Raw genomic sequence first — 17,619 nt, 5'->3', positions numbered from 1 at the left:
TTTTTCTATTTTCCCTTCGATATGGGTTGAAAGTAAATAGAATCGACAACTTCCATGAATCCGTTTGCATCCGAGTAGGTCAGCCAATGAATATTCACCAAATATATCGTCCGATATTAACGTATTTTCGCCGGAAAAGATTGCAAAAGTTCTATCATTTTTTTTTCCTAGATGAATCGAGTAAGTTGTTGGATGTAGGTGGAGATTTATTTTTTTGGAATTTAGCCAAAAAAGAAGGGTACCGTTTACCCAAGGTGACTATTGTCAATTTGTATCCTAGCGAGAGTGAATTGCCGCCCAATATAAATTGGGTTGTTGCTGATGGTAAAAAACTGCCATTCAAAGATTTAGAATTTGACATAGCTTTCTCCAATTCAGTGATAGAACATTTGGAAGATTGGCAATCCCAAATTGATTTTGCCAAGGAAATTAAAAGAGTAGCTCATCAATACTTCATACAAACACCCAGCAAATATTTTCCAGTAGAGCCTCATTTTTTAACACCATTTATTCATTGGCTTCCGAAAGACCTACAGCGACCATTACTGCGAAATTTTACAGTATGGGGGCTGCTGACGCGCCCAAGCACCGAATATTGCGAAAAGTTTTTAACAGAATTAAGGTTATTGAATAAACAGGAGATGGAAGAACTTTTTCCAGAGGGAAAAATTATTGTAGAAAACTCATTAGGACTGGAAAAATCATTACTTGCTATAAAAAATACAAAAAATAGCTAAAGCGCGGGAAGAATAGGAGTAGCGAGCGGAGGGGTAGTAGGATAGAGAGGATGTACAATCGTTTCAAGTAGAGCGAGAAGATCGGTAGATGGTCGTCACCTGAGAAGAACAACTGATTAAAAGCCAAGAGAAAATGGTTTGGAATCGAATTCAGCGCCCGGTTGCCGCTTTCGTGCTGTTCTTGTTTTTCGCCGGAGGCACTGTTGTGGGGTTAAATGGCATTTCTGGGGAAGGAGGTATCAATTTAGAGGAACCTCGAACCGAGGTTCCCGCAAGCCTGTTTGGGATGCACCTGCATCACGTTGCCGCCATACCCACCTATCGCACAGACCCACCCATTACTCAACTAACCCCTTGGCCTTCCGTTGCGATCGCCAGTTGGCGCTTAGTGGCGGCTCATGTGGAGTGGTTTGCCTTAGAACCCCAGAAAGGCCAATGGAATTTTGAGATTTTGGACAAATCGTTGCAGCTAGCGCAAGAGCATCAAGTAGAGCCATTGATGTACCTTGGCTTTTCCCCGAGATGGGCTTCAAAACGACCTGAAGAGCCATCGGCGTATGGTCCGGGGAAAGCGGCACCCCCCGAAAACATAGAGGACTGGCGCAACTACGTCCGCACCGTTGCAGAGCGCTACAAAGGTCGCATTCACTACTATGAACTCTGGAACGAACCGAATGGGTACAAGCGCTTCTACACGGGTACGATGGCAGAAATGTTGGAACTGTGCCGAGAAGCGTACCAGATTCTCAAGGAAGTAGACCCGACCATCACGGTGGTTTCTCCATCGGCAACGGGGGATTGGGGTAGCAGTCCCGGGGTCGAGTGGCTGGACGAATTTTTGAGTCAAGGGGGAGGGGAGTATGCCGATATCATTGGGTATCATTTTTACGTGATGCCCGGACCTCCGGAAAACATGGTGCCGCTGATTCAAAAAGTGCAAGGGGTGATGGCGAAACACGGACAGGAGAATAAGCCACTTTGGAACACCGAGTTGGGATGGTTAGGGGATAGAACCTTTTCTTCTGAGGAAGAAGCTGCCGCTTATGTGGCTCGCTCTTACATTTTGAATTGGGCGGCGGGTGTGAAGCGCGTTTATTGGTTTGGTTGGGATTCGGGTTGGGGAGTGAGGATAAAATTAACGCGAGCGGACAATACAACCCTGACACCGGCTGGCGTTGCCTATGCTGAGGTACAAAAATGGTTGGTGGGCGCACGGATGAGTGGTTGTTACTCGAAGTGGAATGGAACCTGGGTGTGCCCCCTGGAACGCGATCGCGGCTATCAGGCTTGGATTGTCTGGAATCCAGAACGGGAGTTCTCGTTGTCAGTACCAAACCAGTGGGGGATCCAGCAGGTGCGAGAGTTGAGTGGCGATCGCCACTACTGGCAAGGAGATTCCGTAAAGATTGGTCTGAGTCCCATTTTATTGGAAAACATGGCTTCGCAGATCGGATCCGATATCTGAGCGCTCGTCCTCATAAAAGCTTTGATGATTTCACATTGCCCCTGTTTGGAAGTCTTGAGAATTCATCACTCGATCTTCGATAAATCGCGCAAATTTTTTGGCATCGGGACGAACTAAGTGAATCCCATCATAAGTGATCCAATCCTCTGTAGCGGGTTCTGGCAACCACTCAAAGGTATCTGCCGGAAATAGCGATCGAATCAGCGCTCGTTCCTGCTGTCTTTGGGGTGTTTTGGCAACCCGCACTTCCCCAGGGACATTAAATAAAACAACCCGCACGCCTTTATTCTGAATTTCAATAAGCTGTTGTTTGATGAGTTTGGATTGTTTTGCCATCTCTTTTTTTGTTTTAGGGGATAAATTATCCTGTTCTCGTTCGATGACTCTGGCGATTAATTTTTCTCTCAAATCCTGAGTGGGAATTTGAGCCGATGCCGAATCTGCGTTCCCACCGAAGTGACTTTTCAGATAATGAACCAGGACGCTGACGGGTTGGTATTCGTTTCTAAAAATTGGGAACCAGGTTTTTACGAACTGTAACAGGGGATGCTGAATCGCGCCGATGATTTCTGAATCGGTTTCTAGAGTTAGGGTATAGTTAAGTTCAACTAACAAAATTTCGGGTTTTTTGTTTTTTAGGGCAACCAATTTTAATCCGGTTTGACTGCTTTCTCCCGATAAAGCGATATTCGTCACTTGAGGATAATCAAAGTATTTTTCTTGGAGTACCGCCGTCATCGAACTGCCGACGAGAACCAGGTTAGGGTCGCGAACGCTATACATGTAGCGTTCTGCTTTGATCTGGTTCACTTGACGTTGATTGATGCCATCACTCGCGGGAATGACTCCACCCACAACTAAGGTGTAATACAACACCAAGAAAAACAGACATACTACGAGGGGGCGCAGCAGCGATCGCATCGGTTGTTTGAGGCAAAATGTCACAGAAACCTTAGAATTGGAAGTAGATAAACTCATTAGCGCTACCACTGTTGAGAAACAAAAGTACGAGCATTATTCCGAATATCAGGTCGTTACACCACCTCCCAATTCGCTTTGTGGAGTAGCGATCTCCATAAACTTCTATCGCTTTTTGGAACGGAGGAAAATGCGGAAGATGATAAAGCATCACCGGCAATGAAAAAATCATCACGGGAACGATGTAGGTTAATCCCGGTTTGATGTTGACGTTCCGAAACAAGGTGACGATAAAATCGATGGCGTGACTAAAATGCGGCAATTTGAACAACAGCCATCCCATTGAAACAAAGCAAAAAACTCCAATAACTCTTAAGAAATCGACGAGACACTGCTGCCAAAATGGTTTGGGTGTTAACCTAGGATGTTTGACTTTCTTATCGATTCCCACTAATCTTTCTACTGCTAACCCTACACCATGAAAAATTCCCCAGACGGCATAACTCCAAGCGGCTCCATGCCACAGTCCCCCCAAAGTCATCACCAGCATCAGGTTAAAATAAGTTCTCGTTTTTCCCTTCCGATTGCCACCCAATGGAATATATAAGTAATCTCGCAACCAGGTCGATAAAGAAATGTGCCAGCGTCTCCAAAATTCGGTAATCGAACGAGAAATGTAGGGAAAATTGAAGTTGTCGGGGAGACGGTATCCAAAAGCTGCGGCAATGCCGATCGCGATTAGGGAGTACCCTGCAAAATCGGCAAATATTTGCATCGAGTAGCCAAACAACAAGACTAGGTTGGTTACCGTTCCCAAACCTTGGTAATAAGGATAGTCGATCCAGAACGTATAGTCTTTCAAATTATCGGCTATCACCATTTTGAGAAAATAGCCAGTGACGAGAGAGCGGAAGACCAGATTCCATTGAATTTCTTGCCAATATTTAGGTTGTATCTGAGGGTAAAAATCTTTGGCTTTCACAATTGGTCCGGCCACGAGCTGAGGAAAGAACGAAATAAAGAAGGAAGTTTTAAACAGATATTCTTTGAAATTTTCAGGAGCAACTGCCTGTGGGTTTGAAATGGCTTCTGCCCCCATCTCTTCCTCCCGGAAAACGTCTATCACCAAGCTAATCCCCTGAAAGGTGTAGAACGAAATTCCAATTGGCAAGGGTAAGTGTAAAATTAAGGAGATAATGCCCTTTGGTGGATTGGCAACATTAAAAAAGGTTAGACCCAGGTTGGTTAGCAAGGAACCATATTTGAACAGACTGAGGATTGTTAAGTTGCTAAAAACTCCCAAAGTGGCCCACAACAAACGCCTTTTTTTACAAGAAGTTTGGGCAACTTTGAAGCTGGTGATAGCGTTAATGAATATCGACAACCATAACAGCAGCAGTAACAAGGGAGAACTCCACCCATAAAACACAAAGCTAGCAACAATGAGAATGGGAACCTGAACCCTTTGAAATCGCGGCAGGTAGTAAATCGAAAAAGTTAGGAGAACTAACAGTAAAAAAGGAAGACTGTTGAATAACATCAGTTGATAGCTATAATCTGCTAGAATCAGAAAAAATAATCTATCGCTCCCTAAGACTCCCCCCGAGACGAGAATGCAAATACCCTTCCGAATTAGGGGTTTAGCGAGGTTAAGGAGTTGAGGGAGATAGGGATTCGAGATTTCCCTCCAAAAACCGAGTTCGGCGTGAGTTCCTGAAGATCTGTGCTGTGTATTCTATCAATTTTAGTTGGGGTGTGGGGATTTGGAACCATAATTTTACAAAAACTACACAATTAGCCAAGGAGTGGGAGAAAGGCGAGGGGCACAAGTACGGATCGGCGCGTCAGGGTGCGGATCGGGGAGTGAAGAGGCGATCGCTTTTCACTTAGACGATTGAAAGCATCCTTCGCAACCAGGCGAAAGGTCGAGCGCTTGGGAAAAGGGTAAGAGGCCCTTGACGGAAGCTGACTTGGGCGCTCGTCCAAGAAAACTCTAGGTGTTGGGTCAGTTAAAATCGAGATGAACTCGTCACCCTTATTCACCAACAGCGTCGCCCAATGAGAATCTTACTACTCGATAACCTTTACAAAATTCCTGCTGGCGAGGATATTATAGTTTGGTGGGAAAAATAGTGCCTCGGTTGCCACGGGAATCCTCTTCTCTCCCGGGGATTCACACAACCTGGGCGATCTGGTAACGTTGATTTTAGCCAATCCACAAGAAGTGAAGAAGATGCTTCAAGAGGTCACAATGAGGTTGAACTCCAATTACACTGCAACACAAAACTAGAAGCAGCTCATGGATATTTACGAAAAGGCTTGTTATTAGGGGATTGGGATTCTACCGCGCTGGTGTCGCCGTAATGGAGTCTAAATTTGAGTGCCAACATAGACGAAAATAATCTTACAGATTAAAAAAATCACAGCTTTTGTGAAAGATAGCAGGTCTCAAATTGATGTGGTACGCAACGGTTTCTGTCATTCCGGCGCAGGCAACGAATCCAGAAAAATTCTCTACTTCACCAATATGAGAATCGCTATAATAGAAGCCGGGACTTATTTTACTCAATGCAAGCAGCATGTCTGATTCTTCTTTGAACCTACTTTACACGATTACTGCCTATCCCCCCGCCATTGGCGGTGCTCAACTCCACACTCATAAAATTGTCTCGACATTAGCTAAAGAAAATCGGGTTAGAGTCCTCACTCAATGGACGGAGAATCGCACGGATTGGTTGCTGGGAACAACCCTTAGATCCCCCCAACAAATTAAAGAATATGAAATCGAGGGAGTGGATGTTAAACAAATCACCTTGACTCAGCAAGAACGAAACGCTTTGATTCCCTTTGTTTGGGGATATTATGCTTTCAAAAAAAAGTCCATTGATAAAATCTCTAACATTCTGGCTCCAAAAATAGAACGATATGCCCATAATCCCGATCTAATTCAAAACGTCAGGATGGGTCGAGAAGGCTTTAGTTATGCTTCATTTAAAGTGGCAAGAAAAATGAACGTTCCCTTCGTATTCGTCCCGCTACATCATCCGCGATGGGTGGGATTTAATTATCGGGAATACATCAATCTTTACCGTGAAGCAGATGGCGTAATTGCCCTAACAAACGTAGAAAAGCAAACGTTAATTCACCTGGGAGTAAAAGAAGAAAAAATATTTGTCACGGGAATCGGACCCCTGCTAGCAGAAAAAGCAGATGCCGCTCGCTTCCGGGAAAAATACTCAATCGGTGAAAATCCTGTCGTATTATTTTTGGGGCAGCAATATCAATACAAAGGAGTAGAATATCTCTTAAAATCTGCTGAAACAGTATGGCAAAAACATGCTGATGTCCGGTTTGTATTTATCGGCCCGCGCACCGATTTTTCTAAAAAACTGTTTGCCGAAGTCAAGGAACCAAGGATCCTGGAACTCGGAAGCGTCAGTTTAGAAGACAAAACCGATGCCATTGCCGCTAGCGATATTTTATGCGTTCCCTCAATGCAGGAAAGTTTTGGTGGGGTTTACACGGAAGGATGGATGATGAAAAAACCAGTCATTGGCGGAGATATTCCTGCCGTTCGAGAAGTCATCAATGAGGGTAGCAATGGTTTTTTAGTCACACAGGATGCCCCTCAAATTGCCGAAAAAATTATCGAGCTAATGGATAACCCTTCCCGACGCCATGAAATGGGTGAAGCAGGATATCATAAAGTGCTGGAAAAATACACTTGGGAAAAACTGGCGGAAAAAATGAAATTTGCTTATCATAAAGTCTTGAAATGCTAAACCATAAAGGGTGAGGGGGGAAAGAGCTATTCTCGATCGCCAACCCGGTTAAGCAGACAACTGGATACCCTGGCTCCCTGGTGAAGAGAAACACCCACCTGCCTATAATCTAGGGGAAGAATTTACCCGAGCAACAGGGCTGAGGGGTTGCCAAACACACCCAGACAACAGCAGACTGCAATGTCTGTAGTCACCGTAACCCATTAAGGGGGGTTAAGTTGCGTGGAAATCTGCCGTACTTTATAGAAAAAAAACGGGTTGCAAACAAGAGCTTTTAGGAGGTATGCAATGGGCTGGGAATTGCTCTAAATCTAGGAGATGGTGGGCATTGCCTACCCTACAAATCGGTGGGTTGGGTAAGTCCCGAGCGTTCACTGTTAATAATCCGGGAAAAAAAATACAAATTATGCTAGGCGAGCTTTATTTCAGGAAAGGCTCTTAGTCTATGCAAGATTAATACTTTGAAAAATTATTATGAGATAGATGATGAGGTGAATTACTAAATAGTGAGTTAAAAAAGTGTCAATTAAAAAAAATCTTCGGGGAAAAACCTGCCTAAATGGGGAGTAAAATTATGTGGAGAAACTTTTACTAGAGTGTTGGCAATGCTGTAAATTCAGGGGCTTAAAAAATACCTCAATATGTAGGGTATTTATTCCATTTTTAAAATTAACAGGAGATTGATAAAGTGAACATTCTCAGCATACATAATCGCTATCAGATTCGCGGTGGAGAAGACGAGTCCCGAGAAGCGGAAGAACGGCTTTTACGGGAAAACAACCATACAGTGGATGTTTACGAAGACCACAACGATCGCGTAGCGCAACTGGGAAATCTGCGCGTTGCCCTCCGGACCGTCTGGTCGATGGAAAGCTATCAAAGTGTCAGAGAACGACTCAAAAAAAATCCCTACGATCTGATTCACGTTCAAAATTTTTTCCCCCTGATTTCGCCCTCGGTCTACTATGCCGCTAAAGCGGAAGGCATTCCCGTGGTTCAAAGCTTGCGGAATTACCGTCTGTTGTGCGCGAATTCTTTCTTTTTCCGCGAGGGACGAGTCTGCGAAGACTGTATGGGTAAGGTAATTCCTTGGCCGGGAGTCGTTCACGCTTGCTATCGGGACAATAGTGCGGGTTCGGCGACGGTGGTGGCAATGCAGACGGTACACCGAGCCTTGCAGACTTGGACAAAAATGGTGGATGTTTACGTGACCCTCACCCATTTTGCCCGCAGTAAGTTTATCGAAGCGGGTTTACCCGCCGAGAAAATTGTGGTCAAACCCAACTTTGTCTCCGCCGATCCTGGAGTGGGTGAGGGAAAAGGCGGGTATGCTTTTTTTGTGGGTAGACTCTCCCCTGAAAAAGGATTGGAGACGATGCTAGCGGCCTGGGAACGTTTGGACAAGCGGATTCCCCTAAAAATTGTCGGAGATGGACCCTTAGCTGCCCTGGTAGAACAGGCAGTACAGAGACTGCCAAATGTGGAATGGTTGGGTCGCCGTCCTTTGTCGGAAGTTTACGATCTGATGGGGGAAGCCAAATTTATTATCTTTCCATCGGAATGGTACGAGACGTTTGGCCGGGTTGCGATAGAAGCGTTTGCCAAGGGAACGCCAGCGATCGCAGCAAATATCGGAGCGATCGCCGAATTGGTGGATCGGGGACGGACGGGTCTTTTCTTTCGTCCCGGGGATGCCAATGACCTAGTAAGGCAAGTGGAGTTCGCATTGGATCGTCCCCGTGAACTTGCCGAAATGCGCCGTGAAGCGAGGGCAGAATTCGAGGCGAAATACACTGCTGAACGCAATTATCAGCTATTGATGAAAATTTACACCCGCGCTAAAGATTTCCACTAACCGATGAAAATCTGTTGCGATCGCTTTACCTGCCTATAATCTAGGGGAAGAATTCACCCCAGCAATCGGGGGGACGGGTTGCCACGCAAAGCAAAACCACAGGAGAAAACAATGTCTGTAGTCATCGTCACCGGGTCGGGCGGACTCATTGGTTCGGAAGCTGCCCTGTTTTACGGCAAAGCTGGTTACAAGGTGGTGGGCATCGATAACGATATGCGCCAATACTTCTTCGGGCAAGACGCCTCTACCAATTGGAATCGGGAACGAGTCGGTAAAGAACTCGGCGATAAGTACGAACATTACGAAGCCGATATCCGCAATACCGAAAGCATTAACGAGATTTTTTCGAAATACAAATCGGATATCGTCACCATTGTCCATACGGCGGCGCAACCGTCCCACGACTGGGCGGCTAAGGAGCCATTTACGGATTTCACCATTAATGCCAATGGTACTCTGGTACTGCTGGAGGCGACGCGGCAGTTCTGTCCGGAAGCGGTATTCGCTCACTGTTCCACCAATAAGGTGTATGGCGATCGCCCCAACACTCTCCCCTTGGTCGAACTGGAAACTCGCTGGGAAATCAACCCCAACCATGCCTACCAAAACGGGATCCCGGAAGAGATGAGCATCGACCAAAGCATGCACTCCCTGTTTGGGGCCTCCAAAGCGGCGGGGGATCTCCTCGTCCAAGAATACGGGCGCTATTTCAACATCAAAAGTGCCGTGTTTCGGGGCGGCGTGCTCAGTGGGCCGCAGCACTCGGGTGCCCAATTGCACGGGTTCCCTTCGTACCTGATGAGATGCGCCATGACCGGCACCCCGTACACCGTTATCGGTTACAAGGGCAAGCAGGTCCGGGACGTGATCCACTGCACTGATGTGATCCGCGCGATCGATGCATTTGTCCAAAAACCCCGCATTGCTGAAGTGTACAACCTCGGCGGCGGTCGCGAGAGCAATACCTCGGTTCTCGAAGGGATCCACATGTGCGAGGAAATTACGGGTAAGAAAATGGAAACGAGCTACACCGAGACCAATCGCATGGGGGATCATATCTGGTACATCAGCGATTTAACTAAGTTCAAATCCCACTATCCGGAATGGAAACTAAGCTATCCTAGTGTCAGGGACATTTTCCAAGAAATCTACGACTTTAACAAAACTCGCTGGAGCGCTTGAACGGCTTTATTGTTTCACCGATCGCGTCTCCAACAGCTATCAAAATCCAGGGTGTTCTACTAATTTTTTCAAGTTTCCTCCTTAGCAATTAGCCAGGGTGCTAATTGCTAAGAATAGAATCCATAAAAATTCCTTACATAAATGAGGGGGTTGGGGTGATTAATGAAGGACAATACCCCGTTTTGGGTGTAAAAATATCGGCCATCGATTACGAACATGGTGTTGATGCGATTATTCGGGCGGCGAAGGAGCGATCGCCTCTGGCAATGACGGCGTTGGCGGTTCATGGGGTGATGACCGGGTTCTACGATCCGGTGCATCGTCGCCGCCTGAATGCCTTGGATATGGTGACGCCGGATGGTCAACCCGTGCGTTGGGCGCTCAACTGGATCCACGGGATTAAACTGCCCGATCGCGTCTATGGTCCGACCCTGACATTAAAAGTCTTGGAAGCAGCCGCAAAAGAAGGGCTACCCGTCTATTTTTACGGCAGCAAACCGGAGACTTTAGATCGCCTATTAGACAATTTGCACCGCAAGGAACCCGAGTTAAAAGTTGCCGGTGCGGAACCCTCTAAGTTTCGTCGGTTAACAGCGGATGAGAAAGAGGAAGTGATTAACCGGATTAAAAATAGTGGCGCGGCGATCGCCTTTGTTGGGTTAGGTTGTCCCCGTCAGGAAGTCTGGGTTTACGAATACCGAAATCATTTACCCATGCCATTGATGGCGGTGGGAGCAGCGTTTGACTTTCATGCCGGTACGGTATCCCAGGCACCCCCTTGGATGCAACAACGGGGACTGGAATGGTTTTACCGATTGACTCAGGAACCGGGTCGCTTGTGGAAGCGATATTTGTTGTTAAATCCGGTTTATCTGACCTTTGCCTTTTTAGAAACCCTGTCGATTTCCAAACGACCCGTTTTGATGCCCACGGGAACGGAACCCGAGGAGTCCTACGGGTAATTTGTCAGGAGAAGTAGGGTGGACAATGTCCACCCTACCGCATCATAAAAACCTAGAATAAAACAGAGTCCTCTTCAGAGGACTTTAGCTATTAGTCAGGGATTTTAATCCCTGGCGGGTATTTTGCATTCAATTTAACCCATGAAACAACTGTCTCTACCATTAGAACTGCCCGATACTGCAGGCGATGAAAGTTGGTTTAAACAGATGTTAACTGCATTGGCAATCAGTGGCGAACCGGGATGGTGCGATCGCTTTGGCAAATCTATCCGCCAATGGCTTATCAAAACCGGGCATACTCCTATCAAAACCCTCAGCTTATTTTCCGGGGGCGGGGGACTGGATATCGCCTTCCATGACTGTGGGTTTGATATGGTGCAGATGGTGGAGGTGGAAGGGAAATACATTCAAACGTTAACCCACAATTCTCAACCGGGAAAATGGTTGGAAAAGGCGCAACCCGTTTGCATTGATATCCGCGAATTTTATCCGAGTCCGGAACTGAAAGTCGATTTTATCGTGGGTGGGCCACCCTGTCAATCTTTTTCTGCTGCAGGGCGTAGGGCGGCGGGGGTGGCGGGAACCCATGATGCCAGAGGAACCCTATTTCAAGAGTACGTCCGGTTACTGAAAACCCTGCAACCGAAAGGCTTTTTATTTGAGAACGTTTCGGGAATTACTGGGGCGCAAAAGGGAGACGCTTGGCAAGAAATTCAGCAGGCATTTCAAGCGGCGGGTTATCAGCTTTTCTATCGCGTTTTGGATGCGGCAGACTATGGAGTACCGCAGCATCGAGAGCGGTTGTTTATTGTGGGATTAAAATCCGGAAACTATTTATTTCCCTATCCAACGCATGGTCTTGATTCTCCAGGAAAAGAACCGTTTTATACCGCTGGGGAAGCGGTGGCGGGTGCGGAGAATTTTGAGGCAAAATGGGAGCTTGGGGGACGGTACGGCTATTTATTAAAGGATATTCCGCCGGGGTTGAATTACAGTTTTTACACGGAACGGATGGGTCATCCGCAGCCGATTTTTAGTTGGCGAGCGAAGTTTTCGGATTTTCTTTATAAGGCGGATCCGGAACTGCCGGTGCGAACGATTAAAGCGAAAGGGGGACAATATACCGGCCCGTTTAGCTGGGAAAATCGGCGGTTTTCGGTGGCGGAATTAAAGCGGTTGCAAACGTTTCCGGATGAGTATGAGTTGGTGGGAACTGATGCGGTTTGTCGGGAACAAATTGGCAATTCGGTGCCGCCGCAATTGGGGCGGATGTTGGGGCTGAGTTTGTTGCATCAGGTGATGGGATATGAGTTGCCGTTTCCGATGCAGTATTTGCCGACAAATAAGCGGTTGGGATTTCGACGGCGCAAGCGCCAGTTGACGAAACGATACGAACAAAAGGCGAGGGAGGCGATCGCATTGCTTCCGAAAAAACCCCCCAAACCATTGACATTATCTCGGCATTGTGGTAAGGGAAAGAGGCGGCGATTTTTGTCGGTGGATTTTGGTTGGAGTGAAGCAGAAATCCTGGATAGCGTGCGGGTTGAGATTGAGTATGCGTTGACGCCGAAGTGTTGGCGGATTACAGCGGGAATTGGGGAGATTGGGGAGGGGGAAAATGACTATGCGATCGCCATTTTTCCCGCTGACAATCATCACTGTTGGGGATTGGGTACCGAGAAAGTCTGCTTGTCAGGGCAAGGATTGGACAAGCGAGTCTTTACGGCGTTGTGGAAAGGATTTGAGGAAAAACTAATTGAAATAACTGGTAAAGCGGATTTGGTTCAGCTTTCGGGTTATTATCAGTACGCGCCGAAAATTAGCGCCAAATTGTCTTTTCACCCGGGGTTGGAAGTGACGGATTTCTGGCGGGTGGTTGAATCGGTGGTGGCGGGAATCGGGGTGGCAAAACAATTGCCAGCAACAGAGATGGCGTGGTTATGGGGAGTTGAGGTGGCGGAGGTGTTCGATCGCCTTCAGGGTTTGCGTCGCATGGGGTATGAAGTCAGGAGTCACAACACGAATTCTCAAATCCCGAAGGGTGTGTTTTTAATTCCCTATCGGTTTCCGACCCTAACGCCGCGAAGCGTACAATTGCGGAAAGAGTTGGGGGAGTGTGGGTGGGCAGTTTGAGGGCGATCGCGAATTGCGGCGAATTAGACAATCCGATCGCACTGTCGCGATCGCCACTATCGCAGAAAGGGTCAAAGACATTATTGCGACGCCATACAGGAGTCGATTGCGCGGGATTGCGAACTCTATCATCAGATGCTTTTAACTTGTTGCAATCTTTTCGTTCGATGTTTAATGTGTCGGCTTCTTTTTTGGGAAACCTCCTCGTTGAAGCACAGCTAATATTTTTGGACCCTCAGTCATGTTTTTCAAAACTTTACTCAGCTCATTGCCTTTCTCTTCATTCCAATTGCTATACTCATAAGCTACCTCATATAGCTTCTTGTACAGTTCATAATATTTGTCAATGTCATTTTCTGGAATAGCAGGTTTTTGTTTATTCGGATCTTTGCTGTTCTTATATGCCTCCCACGCTTGCTTCTGCTCATAAAGGTAATGATCCAATGGTAAGGTAGTGTCAGTGGGTAGCTCCTTTATTAAATCTTGAGCTTTTTTTCTAACTGTTTCCAATCTTGCTACATAATTTTTGTCGCTTGCTTCAGTATTTTCATTCATCATTTTTTCGTTACATCTGGCAATTATTTTTTCCAAAAATTCTTTGGCTTTAAATTTTTTGGTGTCACCTGAAACTTCTATAAAGCTCCATTTACGCTTTTCTTCAGGTACGGTTTTAGTCTTTTCGTCGTAGTCGGGTTCAGCCTGGTCGTATAGCGCTCCCTCTTTCACTACTAATCCCACTCCTACATGGAATTGCACTTCTACTGGAATGAAATCAGCAAGATGCGTACATAGGAAAGGGCGATTATTTTTGTCCTTTTCCCACCCGGGTGGTTTGATTCCGAAGACTAATTTTGCATCTCTATAACCGGATTTTTTTTGTTGGCCTTTTTCAAAAGTTGATTCAACTTTAATGATTCTGTCTATCATTTTCCAGTCCTCCATTGTATTAATGATTTTTAGATATCCCTCTGACAATTTTTCAAAAGTTGAATAAACAATAGAACTCCGCAAAACATCTTTGATGTCTTTGATTACATTGGTAATATCTGTCTTATTCTCGCAGCTAATTTTTGTCTGGGCTTTGAGGAATATTCGCTCGTCTGCTTTCACGTCTGCAAATACTAATTTGCCGCCAGTATCTCTTGCCATATTATTCAGTATGCCGTTGACTGTATCCTTCCACTCGCGACAAAGCTTGGTGAATTGCGTTATGGTTTCATTCAATATTTCTTTATTTCTGGTGCTTGTTGTAGGTTCATTTCGTTGAATCTTGGGTTCAGTTTTTTGCTGAACTGTGGAGCCACCTTGCTGCACTACATGGGTTAATTCGTGGGCGAGTAATTCCTTTCCTCCTTGGCTTTCGGGTTGGTATTCTCCCTGGCGGAAGAAAATATCTTGACCGGTGGTAAAGGCTTTGGCTTGAATGGATTGGTTGAGCCGATCGCTTTGAGAATTGGCATGAATTCTGACGCTGCTAAAATCTGCGCCAAAGGCTCGTTCCATCGGTTGGCGAATGGTGGGGGAAATCGGTTGTCCGCTACCGCGCGCTTGTTGGATAGAAGATTCCACATCCCGGGGGGCTTCTGTTTCCCGGCGCTGTAGCGTTGATTTGGGCAAAATTGAGATTTTGGGCTGAATGGATTCGCCCACAGAGGTTTGTTCGGGTTGCGGGGCGCGCAGGGAAGGCGAATTCATTTGACTGACCACTTTGCGCGCTACGGTATCTGCTTCTCGCTCGTATTTATCCCCGGGTGCGCCGATGGTGAGTTTCGGTTGGATGGGGTTGGGTGGGGTAATCTCGATTCGAGACAGGCGATCGCTGCTGGGAATTTCTTCAGGAGTCTGGTTTGGCTCTGGGTTTTTTGGCTCGGATTTTGCCTGCACTTCCGGTGTGGGTGCTGGCGCAAAGGGACGAGAAGCAAATTGGTTTTTGCCTTCACCGCTGTGGTGCGAATTATTTTTGCGAGAAATAAATTTTTTACTCATCGTTCCATTCCTCAATCTGCCAATACGCTTACTTTTCTACTCAACACAGGTTGCGTTCGATGCTCGCTGAGTGGCAAGTTCGATGGCGTTTCCGAGTGGTTTGAGGTGCGTTTTTCCTGCGTTATTAACACCGGATTTGCCGCCCATAGCGACTAGGAACTGAGACCTTTGCACTTGCTTATCCCGAGCAGATGCCTCACCCAGTCGCACGAGAAAAGGCTATCTCGATATCTGTGTTTGGAGCTTTTGCTTCCAGGTTAAGCAGGCTGCCCTAATCTGTCAATGCATAAAAGTTGATAAAAGTTGATAAGTTGAGGGAAGAATTTTGTCAAGATTTGTTAACCTTTCGACCGAAAGTTGATAAAAACTCATAAAAGTTGATATCTTTTGGCCAAGCTATTGACAAAATACACTTGTTGTGGTTATGAAACTGTTAGTTTATCATTTGTTAACAATATGCAATAACCGAGCTTCGAGAAGGGGTGAGGAGGGATGGGGATGAAGCTAGCAGAGTGGGACTGATGGAGCGGAGCGATCGCCCCAGGGGTTTCCCAGGGGTCTCGCTTTCTGGGGCGGTTTTGGATTGTTTCGGATTGAGGGATTCGAGTTGGGAGGGGTTTTAAGCCAAATTTCCCGACTCCGCCGGAAGGTTTTCTTCCAAAGCGTTTGAATTCGACCCATTTTCCATGAGTGCGATTTTTTCTTGCAGTCGTTTTTTAACAAAGGAAAAAATTCGATATTCTTCTTCGTCACTATCCGACGGATTATTGCAGGAGGGTTTATCGAGTTTTACCACAGTGTATTCCACATTATCGGCATAAATCGCGAAGGTAATTCGCACGACTTCCAAGAAGTAAATGAACCATCGACATTCCGATTGAGTTCTTTCTTCATAGTAGCGAATTAAGCTAGCCAAACAGGCTTCGAGATGGGGATAACTTTTTTCGCAAATCAGAACGATTTTTAGCAGCACGATCGCCAAGGTTAAGGGATTGCCATTGTTGAGCAACAGCACAAATAAGAGGGACGGCTCTTGCTGATTTTCGGTGGTCAGGTATTCGATGACTTTTTGGCAAGTATTTTGCTTCAGGGGCTCGGTGAGGGTTTCCGATTCGGATTCGGTATTTAGGTCGTTGAGCTTGGCAGATAATTGGGTGTTGAGGGTTTTGACAAAGCCTTGGTGTTCTACGGAAAATATCAAATATTTTTTTAACGCTTGTTTGAAGGCTTTGTAGCTTACCCCTTCGGTTTGATTGACGAAAATATTCGCAAAGTTAATATAGCTAAAAGCGCCGCGTTTTGTGACCACAGTTTTGATGAGACGCAGCACGTCTTCGCCTAGCTGGGTGGGGTTTTCCGTGGGAGTGGCATCGGTGCGATCGCCGCCGCCCGATTTAGAACGGGCGGTGTACATGGCGAGGTCAAACTTAAAGCGCTCTTTAATTTGCTGGGAAAGCGCTCTAGCGGCTTCTTGCTGTTCTTTAGACTTGCCAAAAATGTATTGATGGGTGAGCAAATAAGAAGAATAGCGATGACTCCACGGTCCGTCATCATCTCTGGAAGTAAACAGCTTGAGTTCCTTGTAGTCTTGGCTCTGAGAAAAGTTTTTCACCCAAGCGCGAATGCGCTCCAAGCTCATGGAAGTGGTTTCGTAATCGAGGGTTTTGTCTTCAAAAACTTGAATCAGGTTTTGAATTGCCCCATAATTTCGCGCTGACTGCCAGTTGTTGACCAAAATGTAGCAACAGCGATTAAGTAATTTATGGAATTTTTCCTCGTCATTTTCATAAATTACGCGAAACAAGGCATTGAGAGCTTCTGAATTACTTTCTTCATCATTGATAAAATACAAAAACAAGTTTTTGAACTTTTCTACAACGATTTGCGAAGAATCATTTCTAACTAAATCTAAGAAATAATTGTAAATGACTTGTTCGTATTCGGTGGTTTGATTGAATTCAGGTTCGGCAATTCTAGGGGAAGAATCTACATAGGTGGGTTTTTGATAAGTCATGGTTGTCTCATCCGCTCCGATATCTATTGAGGTTAACTCTGGGTGAATCTTGCTAGAGAACGAGTCTAAAATTCTCTGGAAAACTAATTTTTAGCGTAAAAGGAGACTCTCGCGAGTCTGCTTGTAGATGCAGTTTGTAATTTTTTTACAAGTGATGGATTTTCCTGGGGACTTTCCTTTGCCCTTGGGAAGTTGGTGGTTGGACGCGAAACGTCAGACAGTGGAAGGCTGTCTTCTTTATACCAGATAATTTCCGGATCGTTCCACACTCCGAATCGGTGCGCGATCGCCCCTGTTGCTCCTGTTGCTCTAGCATCCAACACCGACGGCGATCGGAGTTGGCGTTTGGCGATGACTTAAGAAACTCCAGAGAAGCTTTTATCTTTAATTATAGAAAAAATTGAAGCCTACCAACAGGTCTTGCCAAGGCGATGAGGATCGATTAGGCTCGTGTTTTCAGCCAAAGGCTGGAGTGGATATAAAAAAAGTCGGGGTCGAGCCTGGATGACTTACTGCAAGGATAACGCGAATTCTGTGGCACTAACTTCTTTCAAAAGTTATATTTTCAGGGAGTTTATCCAGTTA

The 17,619-nt window shown here is 46.0% G+C and carries 11 protein-coding genes; 7 read left to right on the top strand and 4 right to left on the bottom strand.

The window, feature by feature from the left end:
- Nucleotides 1-86 precede the first annotated feature (86 nt).
- Both LKK83_RS20445 and LKK83_RS20440 read left to right on the top strand, forming a co-directional pair.
- Nucleotides 87-737: a methyltransferase domain-containing protein gene (locus LKK83_RS20445; protein WP_324633168.1), complete on the top strand. Its 651-nt coding sequence runs from the start codon at nt 87-89 to the stop codon at nt 735-737.
- A 133-nt stretch (nt 738-870) separates the two neighbouring features.
- Complete coding sequence (locus LKK83_RS20440; protein ID WP_324633167.1) at nt 871-2,202, top strand: GH39 family glycosyl hydrolase; 1,332 nt, start codon at nt 871-873, stop codon at nt 2,200-2,202.
- A gap of 30 nt (nt 2,203-2,232) precedes the next feature.
- Here the strand turns inward: LKK83_RS20440 and LKK83_RS20435 are convergent, their stop codons facing one another.
- Nucleotides 2,233-3,180 (bottom strand): hypothetical protein, encoded by a 948-nt coding sequence (locus tag LKK83_RS20435; RefSeq protein WP_324633166.1) that lies wholly within the window; start codon nt 3,178-3,180, stop codon nt 2,233-2,235.
- The gene (locus LKK83_RS20430; protein ID WP_324633165.1) at nt 3,155-4,660 is read right to left on the bottom strand and encodes an MBOAT family O-acyltransferase; all 1,506 of its coding nucleotides are present in this window, start codon (nt 4,658-4,660) and stop codon (nt 3,155-3,157) included. The genes LKK83_RS20435 and LKK83_RS20430 overlap by 26 nt, the downstream gene beginning before the upstream one ends.
- 1,252 nt (nt 4,661-5,912) lie before the next feature.
- Here LKK83_RS20430 and LKK83_RS20425 point away from each other — a divergent pair.
- From LKK83_RS20425 to LKK83_RS20405, 5 genes are all read left to right on the top strand, one after another.
- The gene (locus LKK83_RS20425) at nt 5,913-6,902 is read left to right on the top strand and encodes a glycosyltransferase family 4 protein (protein WP_324633164.1); all 990 of its coding nucleotides are present in this window, start codon (nt 5,913-5,915) and stop codon (nt 6,900-6,902) included.
- 688 nt (nt 6,903-7,590) lie between these two features.
- Nucleotides 7,591-8,757 carry a glycosyltransferase family 4 protein gene (locus LKK83_RS20420; RefSeq protein ID WP_324633163.1) on the top strand — a complete coding sequence of 389 codons (1,167 nt, stop codon included), beginning with the start codon at nt 7,591-7,593 and terminating at the stop codon, nt 8,755-8,757.
- A 111-nt stretch (nt 8,758-8,868) separates the two neighbouring features.
- Entirely contained in the window at nt 8,869-9,939 is a 1,071-nt protein-coding gene (locus tag LKK83_RS20415; RefSeq protein ID WP_324633162.1) for an NAD-dependent epimerase/dehydratase family protein, read from the top strand.
- 182 nt (nt 9,940-10,121) lie between these two features.
- Entirely contained in the window at nt 10,122-10,901 is a 780-nt protein-coding gene (locus LKK83_RS20410; RefSeq protein ID WP_324633161.1) for a WecB/TagA/CpsF family glycosyltransferase, read from the top strand.
- 141 nt (nt 10,902-11,042) lie between these two features.
- Nucleotides 11,043-13,034, top strand: a complete 1,992-nt coding sequence (locus LKK83_RS20405; protein ID WP_324633159.1) for a DNA cytosine methyltransferase — start codon at nt 11,043-11,045, stop codon at nt 13,032-13,034.
- A gap of 171 nt (nt 13,035-13,205) precedes the next feature.
- Here the strand turns inward: LKK83_RS20405 and LKK83_RS20400 are convergent, their stop codons facing one another.
- Both LKK83_RS20400 and LKK83_RS20395 read right to left on the bottom strand, forming a co-directional pair.
- Nucleotides 13,206-15,020 carry an eCIS core domain-containing protein gene (locus LKK83_RS20400; protein ID WP_324633158.1) on the bottom strand — a complete coding sequence of 605 codons (1,815 nt, stop codon included), beginning with the start codon at nt 15,018-15,020 and terminating at the stop codon, nt 13,206-13,208.
- 619 nt (nt 15,021-15,639) lie between these two features.
- A complete protein-coding gene (locus tag LKK83_RS20395; protein ID WP_324633157.1) occupies nt 15,640-17,034 on the bottom strand; it encodes a hypothetical protein in 1,395 nt (464 codons plus the stop codon).
- Nucleotides 17,035-17,619 lie beyond the last annotated feature (585 nt).

The sequence above is a fragment of the Phormidium sp. CCY1219 genome (assembly GCF_035615515.1).
Lineage (GTDB): Bacteria > Cyanobacteriota > Cyanobacteriia > Cyanobacteriales > Laspinemataceae > CCY1219.
Note: the sequence above shows the minus strand (reverse complement) of the source record. Positions and strands in the feature narration are given on the sequence as shown.